Annotated in this window: 12 protein-coding genes; 10 read left to right on the top strand and 2 right to left on the bottom strand. The window is 42.0% G+C overall.

Going from position 1 to position 12038, the window contains the following annotated elements; translation table 11 throughout:
- From H6G03_RS35255 to H6G03_RS35295, 10 genes are all read left to right on the top strand, one after another.
- On the top strand, positions 1-2425 hold a 2425-nt coding region (locus H6G03_RS35255), incomplete at its 5' end, for a hypothetical protein (RefSeq protein ID WP_206756669.1).
- Positions 2426-2469: 44 nt separating this feature from the next.
- Positions 2470-3336, top strand: a complete 867-nt coding sequence (locus tag H6G03_RS35260) for a hypothetical protein (protein WP_190475259.1) — start codon at positions 2470-2472, stop codon at positions 3334-3336.
- A gap of 80 nt (positions 3337-3416) precedes the next feature.
- On the top strand, positions 3417-4502 hold the full coding sequence (locus H6G03_RS35265; protein ID WP_190475261.1) for a hypothetical protein: 1086 nt from the start codon (positions 3417-3419) through the stop codon (positions 4500-4502).
- Positions 4503-4553: 51 nt separating this feature from the next.
- Positions 4554-4934 carry a hypothetical protein gene (locus H6G03_RS38520; protein WP_242056959.1) on the top strand — a complete coding sequence of 127 codons (381 nt, stop codon included), beginning with the start codon at positions 4554-4556 and terminating at the stop codon, positions 4932-4934.
- Positions 4935-4959: 25 nt separating this feature from the next.
- The gene (locus H6G03_RS38525; RefSeq protein ID WP_242056958.1) at positions 4960-5271 is read left to right on the top strand and encodes a hypothetical protein; all 312 of its coding nucleotides are present in this window, start codon (positions 4960-4962) and stop codon (positions 5269-5271) included.
- A 9-nt stretch (positions 5272-5280) separates the two neighbouring features.
- Positions 5281-6117 carry a hypothetical protein gene (locus H6G03_RS35275; protein ID WP_190475263.1) on the top strand — a complete coding sequence of 279 codons (837 nt, stop codon included), beginning with the start codon at positions 5281-5283 and terminating at the stop codon, positions 6115-6117.
- Between the two features lie 62 nt (positions 6118-6179).
- Positions 6180-6878, top strand: coding sequence for a hypothetical protein (locus tag H6G03_RS35280; protein ID WP_190475266.1), 699 nt, complete (start codon positions 6180-6182; stop codon positions 6876-6878).
- A gap of 5 nt (positions 6879-6883) precedes the next feature.
- Positions 6884-7648 carry a hypothetical protein gene (locus H6G03_RS35285; RefSeq protein ID WP_190475268.1) on the top strand — a complete coding sequence of 255 codons (765 nt, stop codon included), beginning with the start codon at positions 6884-6886 and terminating at the stop codon, positions 7646-7648.
- A 72-nt stretch (positions 7649-7720) separates the two neighbouring features.
- Positions 7721-8074, top strand: coding sequence for a hypothetical protein (locus H6G03_RS35290; RefSeq protein WP_190475271.1), 354 nt, complete (start codon positions 7721-7723; stop codon positions 8072-8074).
- Positions 8075-8169: 95 nt separating this feature from the next.
- Positions 8170-10566 (top strand): ATP-binding protein, encoded by a 2397-nt coding sequence (locus tag H6G03_RS35295; RefSeq protein WP_190475273.1) that lies wholly within the window; start codon positions 8170-8172, stop codon positions 10564-10566.
- Between the two features lie 54 nt (positions 10567-10620).
- On the opposite strand, the gene H6G03_RS35300 is transcribed toward H6G03_RS35295, so the two are convergent.
- Entirely contained in the window at positions 10621-11070 is a 450-nt protein-coding gene (locus H6G03_RS35300) for a hypothetical protein (protein ID WP_190475275.1), read from the bottom strand.
- A gap of 128 nt (positions 11071-11198) precedes the next feature.
- Positions 11199-12038: ParB/RepB/Spo0J family partition protein (locus H6G03_RS35305; protein ID WP_190475277.1), on the bottom strand; the 840-nt coding region annotated here is incomplete at its 5' end.

Raw genomic sequence — 12038 nt, forward strand, 5'->3', positions numbered from 1 at the left:
TCGTTTATGGAGTTCATTTGTACTAATCGTGACGATGCACGCTCGCACTCCTGCAAGTGCCTTAACAAAAGTTCATACAGTGTCGATTACTTTTGTCCGACTACTTAGCAGTATCGCTGCTCAGTTTACCGGAAACGATCGCCTGAATAAAGAACGCTTTTACAAGCAATTACTACTGCAATCTTTCGAGCAAGGATACTTAAGTTGGGAAATCCTACTCAATACCAAAATCGGGCTAGAAATTCAACCGATGAATGCCGAGCAATTGTGGTCGTACTTGTGGAAAAAATTCAATAATACACCTGCATCACCTATTCCGCAATTACTGACTTTAGAAGAAACTGTATTGGACTACAAATTAACTGAAACTATCAACAGCTACAAACACGCTTGCACCATTTTAATTGAAGGTCAACACGGTCGTTCCAGTTGTCCAGAACACAAACAAGATAAATCTCGCATCTGGCTGAATGGCAGAAACACAGAATGCGGCGTGCTGACAATGGAAGAAAGTCCCGGTGGTTGGATTAATACCAGAGAACAATTGAGATGGCTGTGGAAAGTGATGAGTTCCACTTACGTTCACGATACCGAAGCAGTTGTGGAAATTAGTGCAGCTTCTAACTTTTTTATTCAAGACAATTTAGCTCGTCAAGCCAAACAATCTAAAACAGCTAGAAAACTTGCTTTGGAAAAAGGGCAAGGGCGAGATGTTGGTGCTGAAGTTAAGCAAGAAGAATCTTTCGATGCTCAGAAAAAAATGTATAAAGGTGCAAAAGCATTGCACGCAGCGGTTGTTTTCTTAGTCTATCGACCAACACCAGAACAACTCAATCAAGCTTGTCAAATGTTAACCAATAGCTTCGGTTCTGCCAAAGCGATTAGAGAGCGAAATATTGCTTGGTTAGTTTGGCTAGAAACTTTACCAATTACGCTCGGCTGGCTCTTGCACAGCAGTTCGCTCATTAACGAACGTCGCCTTACTTTTGATACAGAAACCATTGCAGGTGTTTTACCTTTAACTGCAGTGAGAGATATCGACTCAATTGGTGTCGAATTTATTACTAAAGGCGGTAAACCTGTTTGCGTTGACCTCATGCACGAACAAACTAGCCGCGCTGTCATCACCGGGGAAAGCGGTAGCGGTAAATCAGTTTTGGGATGGCGATTTGCTCTTGATGCTTTAGCTGCTAACATTCCCGTTGTGGGTATGGATATTTCTAGCGGTTCTGGTAGCACGTTTGAAACTGCTCTAGCACTTTTAGGCGATGATGGTGCGTACTACGATATTACCAAAGGTAGCTCTAATTTACTCGAAATTCCTGACCTGCGATGCTTTGATAAAGAGGAACGCTCCCGGCGGTTAGACCAGTGGAAAGAGTTTATTAGGAAATCCCTGACTATTATCAGCATGGGAAAGGTAAATGACCCCAAGTTAGCACAGCGAGTTGACGCTATCCTGTTGCTGACTTTGAAAAAGTTTCTTGAAGACCCAGAAATAATCGAACGCTACAATGCTGCCTTTGAAAAAGGTTGGAAATCAAGCGAATGGCAAGAAATGCCAACCCTCAAACATTTGCTCAAATTCTGCACTAAGGAACAATTAAATTTACAAAACTTTACTGACCTCGATCGCATTGCCATCAATCAGATTATTACTCAATGTAATGCCCTACTTGCTTCACCTTTAGGAAAAGCGATCGCTAAACCTTCTACATTTTCCCCCGCACCTGCAATTAAGTTTTTCGCTCTCAGCGGTTTGAGCAACGAACAAGACCAATATTTGATGGCAATGAACGCTCATGCTGCTTGTATCCGCAATGCCCTTTCACACCCGAAAAGTTTATTTATTGGCGACGAACTTTCGATTTTGTTCAAAAAAGATGGCTTTGCTGAAGTAGTAGGCGAACTTTGTGCAGTCGGACGAAAAAATGGAATTTCGGTGCTATTGCTTTCCCAAGATATCGATAGCATCTGCGATTGCAGTGCGGGAACGATGATTCTGCAAAACATGGTTTACCGCATTACCGGGAGATTAACATCTAATGCAGTTAATTCTTGGGTTCAGCGTTTGGGATACCCATCAGAAATCATCGGTCAAAATGCTACCGAAGCGTTTCTTCCAAAAGCCACTGAACTCTGCTCAAATTGGCTGATTGAAAAAGGCGGTCGCTTTTGGCAAACCCAGTTTTATCCAGGCGAGATGGTATTAGCGAGCGTAGCAAATAACCAAACAGAGTTGATGGCTCGCGCTAGAGTGATGGCTCAATATCCCGACACCTTAAAAGGACGATTGTTAGCGCTCAAACAGTTTACTTCTGAATACGTACAAGCCATTAAAGAAGGGCGCTCTCTTGCCAATATTGGCAACAATTCTACTAACGATATTGAACACGAACAACATCCCACTCTAATGGCTAGTTAATAGTTGTTTTGATTGTGGCAAATAATTTCAAAGGAGACTAAACAATGAGTACCCAAACAATTTTGATGAAACTTGCCCTCACCATTCCAGTAATGTTATTGGCATTAATGTTAAGTTCTGTTGAAGCACAAGCTCAAAGTTCTGATAAGTCTAACACGGCTTCTAGCGTTCCTAGTTCTAGTTTGAATAACGTCAATCCTTCTAACTTTACGGTTCCTACTTCTCAAACCCAACAAATCGAGCAACAAATTCAAAAAGATTCTGAAGAGTTTTTAGGTCAAGTTAAGAATCCAATGGATAAAGTATCGGGTGCGATCGCCAAAATTAAGACGCAACTCGACCAAATGCTGCAATCATTCGTAGGTTCCCTCAAAATTCCAGATTTACAAGAAGCTGTAGCTAAAATAATGAGTGGTAACTTCACAGATAATGAAGGTACTAAACTATCTGCAACTTTAGAGAATAAACCTCAAGGTTCTTATAGCATTCAATCAGATTTAGCTAACCTTGCCCAACAGCAAACAGCAACTTCAAGTGCTTCAGACGCTACTCTCAGTAAAGCTGCTCAGGATAGGCAAGCTCAAATGGCACAAATGGTTGACCAAAATGTTACTAAAAATATTCAATTGGGTGAAGAATCACAAAACCAAGATGTGACACAACACATCATGCGTAATATCTCTCAACAAACTGCACTAACAGCGCAGAATCAAGGCGTGATTATACTTCAAAACCAACAAGCGCAGATCGATCGCGCCCTCGCCAATACTTTAAGCGCCCAACAAGCTAAAGAACTCAGCGAACTTAATGTAACTCAGCGAAGACAAGATGCGGCTGCTGGTACTGCTTCTTCCACGCAAGCCGGACTGTTTCAAATGCCGGGTGGCGTTACGTTAGGAGAAAAAGAATAAGTTCAAAGAAAAGTTAGTTAGCAGTCAGTTGTTATTAGTTATTGAACTTGACTGCTGACTAAGCATTGAGGAGTCAGAAAATGTTTGCACTATTTATTGCCCAGACAAGTACAGCAGGACAAGCTTTAGATACCCTTTCTAATGCCATAGAAGTTTCCCAAAAAACTGTCGAATCTTGGAATTTACTATGGTTTAACACTTTCAATACCCAAGAATCTGCTTTGTGGATTGCCTTAGTCAAACTGGGATTAATTTTGGCAGGTATGTCCGTTATCTACTTAGCTGTTACTAGCGGTAAGGAAATCATCGAAAAACAATGTTGGTCTGAACTAATCGCCATGCTAATTTGGCCGCTTGTTATTCTATTTTTTTTGAGTAACAATGGCAAAGTTTTAGCCGAAAGTATTAAATTCGTTCATGGGATTGGGGGAGCGCAAGTTCAACAGATATTGGAAATACAATTGGGAGAAATGACATTTAGAAGCGCTCTGACAGATGTCAATCTTACCAGTGCTGCCAAAGAAGAGATTGAAAAGCTTTACAGCGAATGTCAGGGTAAAGTAGGCGAAGCTTTAGTCGAGTGTTGGAATGATAAAAAAGAAGCAGATCAAGCTATTCTCAATGAAGCCGAACAGAAAAATGGTAGCCCCCTCAAAAGTTTGCAGCGATTTGTTCAAAATCTAGCCAATGTTACTAATGTCGCCGATATCGCTAGTGGTGATTTTGCGGGACAAGTTTTTCGCTCTACTGTCTTGCCAATTATTCGCTTAATTTTGAGAGCAGTGCAGTGGGCATTTGTCAATATCTTAGAAGCTGCATTGTTGTTAACAGCATTGTTTGCTCCTGTGGCGATGGGTTTATCTTTACTACCATTACAAGGAAAGCCTATTTGGGCTTGGTTAGTTGGATTTATGTCTTTGTTTGGAATTCAGCTTGGCTACAACATTGTGGTGGGATTGGTAGCTGTAGTTATTGTCAATTCTGATGCCGAGCTTGTTACCGATATTGCTTTCCTATTCTTTTTAGCTGTGTTTGCTCCCGTTTTAGCTGTTTCGATCGCTAGAGGCGGCGGTACTGCTTTGTACTTAGCGATCGCTAATAATACCAAACAGCTTACCGATATTGCAAGCAATGCGATCGGTGTATTTGCTGGCAAGCTGATTTAAAACAGTTAACTGCTTTAACAACTGCTATTACTTTACTTCTGGGTGAAGCTTATGATTTTTAAATCATCACCATCTCAACCCTTACTACCGGAGTCAAAAAACACTTTAGCTTTGTGCTTCGTGTTACTAACAGCTATGGTTAGCATTTTGACTGCTGCTGTTGTATTCAATACATTGAGCCTCAAAACATTGTCTCAAAAAAAAGTGACATTCGTGCAACTCAAAGATGGAACGACAGCTTCAGTTATGGAAGCAGATGGTTTATACAGAGAACCAAAAACCATCAAAACTTTTGTTTCTTCTTGGGTTAATCTTACCTGGAGGTGGGATGGAAAGATTCCCGGTACAAATGACCCCGATCCAGGAATAAAAATCAAAAAATCTGAAAGAGTTCCCACCAGTGCATGGATGGCTTCTTTGATGATGGAGTGAGTCACAATTTGGAGCAGCTTCTTTGGTGGAACTTGCCAAATTAATACCGAATGGAATTTTTGAAGGTAAAACTCGTTCTACAGCTTACGTTTCTTACCTTTCCGAACCGAGAGAAATCAAAAAAGGTGTTTGGGAAATTGATGTAATCGCTACCCGTGTCGTCCTCGAACAAGGTGTTGGCGAAAGCCGACAACCATTTAATCGCACTATCACTGTGAAAGCAATTGAAGTTCCCATCTCTCCATTAGGCGAAAATGCCAACCTGGTTGAAAAAACAGTTAATTCGATGCGTTCAGCCGGGTTGGAAATTACCAAAATTGTTAAATTTAAACCGTAAAAGAGGTAGATGATGAATAGGCCAGATAATTCAACCAATACCAATGAAACTAACGTAACAGCAGCCGAAACTAATCAGAACGGAACAATTGAACCCGCTCCGAACCAACAGCCCAAAGATGAGTTTGAATCTAACCGTTCAGATGATGAGATCGACTTAGATAACTTTGCGGGTTTCGATCCTCATTTACCTCTGACGCTTGAAGCTCAATATCAACTGCAAAAAGAAAATGAGAAACCAGAACCACTTCCTGTTGCACAAAGAGGTGTACCTCGTGCAGTAACAATGTTGGTATTAACCGGAGGAACGATATTATTATTCCTGCTGATTTGGCAGTTTGTTAAACCCAGATCGGAAGTCAAACCGATCGCTCAAACCACACCCAAGGAAACCAAACAACCTCCGATTGAAGATGAAAAGCCGGAACTGCTGGCTAGATTGGCTTATCAAGAACAACAAAAACTGGTAGCACCAAAGCCACAGACTGAGAAACAACCGCAGACAGAACCAGAGGCCAAACCCACAGCAGAACCAGAAGCCAAACCAACTCCTCCCCCGGTTGTGGAACGAGCGACTCCGCGCCAAGCAGCCGCCAAGAGTCCGACACCCCCTCCCAGAACCATTGTCCGAACCGTTACTGTTCCAGGGCCACCCCCGCCGCCCAAGACTATTGTCCGAACCGTCACCGTTCCTGCACCACCACCACCGCCCAAGACTATTGTCCGAACCGTCACCGTTCCAGGGCCACCTCCGCCGCCGAAGGTTATTGTGCGAACCGTTACTGTTCCTGCGCCAGCCCCAAACCCACACCTATATCCACCCCCGAACCTACCCCCAAACCGATAGCAACTCCAGCGCCTACTACCGAAAAAGTTGACCCTTTCGAGCGGTGGAACCAGCTGGCGCAGTTGGGTCAAACTAGGGGAAACGTTGAGAGCGACTCTTCTGTTGGACTCCAAAACGCTTCCGTACCGACTGGTGCAGACATTCCTCCTTCTGAAGCACCGTTAATCTCTGAAATTCAGGTATCCTCAAAACCATCTGATAAAGAACAAGCCTCAAACAGCGTACTTACAAACAATACAGCGGTTCCCATTACCGTTGACGATCGCCTGCCATCAGACACGAGGATGCGATCGCGATCGCATCCTCGCCGCTCACAAGCAGAACCCAGTACAGCACAAGTGACTCCACAGCGCTCAATAAATAGACTGGGACATATCGTCGATGAATCTGCCTCGTCTAGCTCTTTACCAACTTCTAGCGATCGCACTTCCGAATTTTTGACAGTTGCGATCGGCAATTCACCACAAAACCTGCTATCTGGAGCGGGACGAGTTGGAGAAGTTTTAACCTCACCCAGAGTGAGAAGTCGCAGCAGTGTAAAGAGCGGTGGGTTTTCTTCTGACACCATTACTGTAGAAAGCCGAGACCCCCAACTTTGGTCTGCCGTCCTCGATGGCTTTTTTACTCCTTTAGCCAGACGACTTGAAAAACGCTCCGATAAAGCGGTCGAAGAACTTTTAAATCGCCCCAATATTGCAATGCTTCCGAAAGGAACTAAGGTTTCGCTCGTTCTCAATAGTTTTCTCAACGTTAATCGGTAAAAGCCATGAAGACTTGCAAAAAATTCCCCCATCTCCAAATCCTTGGTTGGTCTTTACTGACAGCAGCGATCGCTGCTTGCACTTGCCCGATAACCACCTTAGCCCAATCATCAAATGGTTATCGAATAGTAAATCGCGATGTTGCTGCTAATGGCGCGATCGATGTCAAAGTGTATCCAGGGCGAGCAAGTGCGATCGACTTCAGCCAAACTGATGAGGTGGTTAGCTATGTAATGATTGCCGACCCCTCTCGTCTCGTGTTCGGTACTGATACAGAATTATCAGACGGTCGCGCTAAAACTGTATTTTTGCGATCGATTCTACCATTGCGATTCCCTGGTGCTACTACTGCCAAAATCACCAGCCTTTCCATAAAAACAGTGGACTCTAGAGGTACACAGCGACTTTACACTTTTAACGTCGTACCAACCAATAATCGGCAAGACCAATTGGGAATTCGGATTGCTACAGTTCAACAATCTGGAAATCCCCCTAGTTCGGATATTAGTACAGGTCGGAACATTAGAACATCAGAAGTAGAAAGAGGATTGTCAATTGCGATCGCCAGAAGGTACACGACAGCTAATGACCCTGTTGTTTATCAAGTGCAACAGTTTTTAGACAAACTGAGAAATCAAAACTTATCGCCAATCGATGCTGCCCGAGAGGTAGGAGTAGATTTCTCAATAATTATTGAACTCGTCAAGATTGCTAGAGAAGAACCAGCTATTTCCTCAACTCCCATTCCGGTTCAGGTATCCAGAGAATAAGGATTGAAGTTAGCTTATCTGTCGAGGACTAATTTTCTTTTCTAGTAGTTGATAGTTCCATTATTTTTGGATATGCAAATCTTCACAGTTTTCATCAATCTAATAAAAACTGCATTCGCTCTGGGGCTATCAACTATCATTAACAGGCTCGTTCGATTCAAACAATTTATTGAAAGATTAAATGAAGGCTACAACGATTTTTTTCAAAGCTATTTAATTTGGCACTGGTTTTTTGTCGGACTGGGAATTTTGCTACTTTTACAAGCATCTTTCACTGGCAACATTCGGGGGATGATTGCTAATGCAGTCATCACAATGTTTGCTTGCCCCGTAGCACCGTTTAACAAAATTCCTGGATTGGTGCGATATCTAACAATTGGAGTATTGACAATCGAACAGCTATTGGAATCTATCCGGCTTAAGTGATATCTAACAAAGGTTTATAACTTCAGGCTGAACCGTAAGTTATTCGGACTGAGTTATTAACGAAAAAAGACAGACGAAGTGATTATTTGAGGCTGATGAGACATCTGAGAAATAAGCTTAAAAAGAATTCGCCGCCTTTACCGCTGCGCTTACTCTTAACAGTTCCCTTTGCTCTTTTGATTACTGCATCCGTTGGGCTAACTGGGTGGATATCATTTATTGCCAGCAAGCAGACAATGAACGACTTGGTGGCACAGTTACTTCAACAAGCAACTAAACGCATCTCGGAACCCTTAGACTACTTCGATAGTTTGCCTAATGCCGACCAGATGGCTCAAGAGAGCGGGCAGTCTGTTTTGAAAGACTTACAAATCAGCCCTAATAGTCAAATTTTTATTCTCAATCGTTCGGGAAAAATCATTGCTTACTCTACTCCTACTACGAAAGATATTCCCGATTATCTGGTTCCACAAAAATTAATTCACCAGCAAACTATCATTAAATATTCAATCGAATTTTTGAGAAAACATTTCGATAATTTATATGCGATTGAAAAGAGCGAGACGCTCAATTTTAATGTTAATGGCGACAAATATTTACTCCAGGTCAAACCCTTTTCCGAATCGGGTTTTGAGAACAAGCACAGTATAGATTGGTTAATTGTTGCTGTCGTCCCTGAAACTGATTTTATGAACCAGGTGAACGCCAATACTCGCATCACGTTCGTGCTTTGTTTGCTAGCGCTGATTCTCTCTATCGCACTGCTATTATTTATTTCTCTAAGAATCGAACTCAAACTACGGCGATTAATTGAGGCTACGCAAGCAATTGCTCAAGGGAACCTGAACCAAGAGGTGTTAGGAAGTAATGTCGCCGAACTAGAATATCTGGCTCGTGCTTTCAACCAGATGAGCCAACAATTGCAACAATATCGTTCTCAATCCGAGTATTACTCTAATATCCTGGAACGGAAAGTCGAATCTAAAATTCGCCAACTAAAACAGAAAAACGAGGAACTCAAAAAAGCAAAAAAGGCAGCTGAAGCGGCTAATCATGCTAAAACTACTTTCCTCGCTAATATGAGTCACGAATTGAGAACGCCACTCAATGTAATTCTTGGCTTTGCTCAACAGATGACTCGTCACGAGCTAACGACTCCCTCTCAGCAGTCAAGGCTGGATGTTATCAATCGAAGTGGCTCACACCTGTTAAAACTTATCAATAATATTTTGTCTCTGTCTAAAATTGAAGCGGGTCAGATGACGCTCGATGAAATCGCTTTTGACTTCTATGCTTTACTCGATGACATCGAACAGATGTTGTTGCCCAAAGCTAACTTGAAAGGTTTGCAATTAATTTTCCAACGCTCTAAAAAAGTTCCGCAATATATACGGACTGACGAAAGCAAATTGCGCCAAGTTTTAATGAATCTTTTAGAAAATGCGATTAAATTTACTTCTTCCGGCAGTGTCACACTTCAAGTTCAAGTAACTGACCGTTTGCGTCTATCTCCTGACGAGCAATCGTCAAAAGTTAAAGCTTTACTTTTTTGTATTAGCGATACGGGTTCCGGTATTGCACGAGAGGAATTAGGGTCTTTATTTAAACCATTCGTGCAAACTGAAACTGGTAGGCGCAGTCAAACCGGAACTGGATTGGGACTGCCCATTAGTCGTCAATTTATTAAACTAATGAGTGGTGATATCCGAGTGAAAAGCCGACTAGGTAAAGGCACCGCTTTCCGGTTTTATATTCGAGTTGGTTTGGCTGAAGTTAGTGAAGTTGAAAATAATCTATCACCTCCAAAAGTTATTGGTTTAGCACCATTACAACAAAAGTATCGCATCTTGGTTGTTGACGACCAATGGGAAAATCGTTTGCTTTTAAGTGAGTGCTGTAAGGAAGTAGGCTTCCAAGTTTGGCAAGCATCCAATGGCAAGGAAGCTATTAAGTTGTGGCAGCAACACAAACCGCACCTGATTTGGATGGATATTCGGATGCCGATAATGGATGGCTATCAAGCTACTCAATTCATCAGAAAACAGCCGGAAGGTGAAGAGACGGTGATTATTGCTTTGACGGCTAGCGCCTTTGATGTCGAGCGGGAAAAAGCTTTTCATATTGGTTGCAATGATTTTGTGCCTAAACCGTTCCGAGAAACGGTAATTTTTGAGAAGATGGCATTTTATTTGGGTGTTCGCTACGTCTACGAAGCGGAATCTTCCAATTTGCAAGAGCAGTATCAGTTAGTTCAAAAGCTTACTCCTGAATCGCTTTCTGTGCTGCCTCAAGAGTTGCTAATTCAACTTCATCAAGCAGCGTCGCTTGGGGATGACCAAAAAGTTAAAGAACTACTCGACCAAATTCCTCAGTTGCAAAATCCACTCAAAATTGCACTTACTCAATTGGTTGAAGAGCTACGATTGGATACTATTAGCGATTTAACAAAAATGTATGTTGAAACTGAAGGATTGGCATCAAAAGCGAGGTGAAGCCACGGTAATTTCTATGGGGACTTACCAATATTCGAGTTAATTTGCCAATTTCTAAGCATCTGATTTTTTCTTAGGATTGAAAACGGTATCGATAGCTTTATCAATTAATTCAATCGCTTCCTCGCCTGGGTAACTAGATACGGGGATTCTGCGATTGGTTAATTTTGGTGGGTTAGTACCGTGTTTTGCTTGGTAATAATCGTCAGCGAAACTTTGGATTAGCTCAATTTGGTCAGGATTACTCTTAATACCCTTTTCTTTCAATCTTTCTGCTATTGTCCAAGCTTTCTTGGATTTAGCGTTAGCTTTGTTGCTAGCTGAATTATGGTTTGAATGGTTAGAATTACTAGCCTCAGTCTCAGGTGATGAACCATTCTTTTGTTCAACATTATCGGTTGAATTACCTGCTTGTTGAAAATACTCTTCTAAAATCGGGATAACCGAACGATACCACTTTAACTGTGGCCCCTGCCATTTGTTAGTTTTGGAAGAAGCAAGCAAACTGATACCACTAATATCACCCCGAAAGGAGATAAATCAAGCGTAAAGTTCTCGAAGGTTTTGAAACCGTTAATCTCCATGAGGGTTAACATTTTCCATCCATCTAGCTACAACACAGAAAATAATCTCTACTCATTCAACATCTCATCAATCTCTAATAGCTTTTGCTGTAAAACTTGTCGCAACTTTGCCAATTGTTCGGGACTTGTTGAAACCATCACCGATGAAGACAATTTTTCAATTCCTTTTACTACAGCCGTTACTTCTTTCGACTCAGAAACCTCTGGTTTAACATACTTAGCTTTAATCTTTGCCACCAACTCCCGCGTCTTCGGCACCGTTAAATCTTGTTCGATAACTTTATCCGTTGCTTTAATCCTTTCCTTTGTAGCCTGACGTTCTGATGTCTTTAAAGTTTTAGCAGATATAACCGTTAAAGCTAAAGCGTGCGCTCCTTTCAGTCCCCGTTCTCGAATAGCTGCTTTTAAATCCTTTGGCAAAGATAACATCGGCATCAAATTAGCTCTTACCGATGCTGGATTTAAAGCCAAATCTAACAATGCTAAAAGTATTTTTTCTTCGTTTTCACTAACTCCCAAAGATTTTACACCTTGTACCTGTGCTTCTGTGGTAGCAGTTACCAACGCCGTCAATTGATTAGCTTCGCCAGAACGTTCCAACCGTCGCAACACCGTAGATAATATAGTCGGAATTTCTTCCTCTCCCATCCCAGTTGAGGTAGTTAGTTCTTTGATAATAGCCTCAGCTTTATCTAAGTAATTGAGGTCTTCGTGGTGGATAAACGTTAACAAAGCTTTGCGATGCAAGTCTTCTGGCATCAGTGCTTTCACAGCACGCAATGTTGTCCATCCCAGCAGTTTGGCAGCTGACCAGCGCCGTTGTCCATCCCATAACAAATAGCGATCGCTTTGTGCTATCACAATTATTGGTGCAATTTGCCCGTCTTT

The sequence above is a fragment of the Aerosakkonema funiforme FACHB-1375 genome, from assembly GCF_014696265.1.
GTDB lineage: Bacteria > Cyanobacteriota > Cyanobacteriia > Cyanobacteriales > Aerosakkonemataceae > Aerosakkonema > Aerosakkonema funiforme_A.

Excerpts from the sequence above, each read along its gene's own strand:
- H6G03_RS35260 (WP_190475259.1), top strand. The coding sequence starts at position 2,470 with ATGAGTACCCAAACAATTTTGATGAAACTTGCCCTCACCATTCCAGTA.
- H6G03_RS35265 (WP_190475261.1), top strand. The coding sequence starts at position 3,417 with ATGTTTGCACTATTTATTGCCCAGACAAGTACAGCAGGACAAGCTTTA.
- H6G03_RS38520 (WP_242056959.1), top strand. The coding sequence starts at position 4,554 with ATGATTTTTAAATCATCACCATCTCAACCCTTACTACCGGAGTCAAAA.
- H6G03_RS35275 (WP_190475263.1), top strand. The coding sequence starts at position 5,281 with ATGATGAATAGGCCAGATAATTCAACCAATACCAATGAAACTAACGTA.
- H6G03_RS35285 (WP_190475268.1), top strand. The coding sequence starts at position 6,884 with ATGAAGACTTGCAAAAAATTCCCCCATCTCCAAATCCTTGGTTGGTCT.
- H6G03_RS35290 (WP_190475271.1), top strand. The coding sequence starts at position 7,721 with ATGCAAATCTTCACAGTTTTCATCAATCTAATAAAAACTGCATTCGCT.
- H6G03_RS35295 (WP_190475273.1), top strand. The coding sequence starts at position 8,170 with ATGAGACATCTGAGAAATAAGCTTAAAAAGAATTCGCCGCCTTTACCG.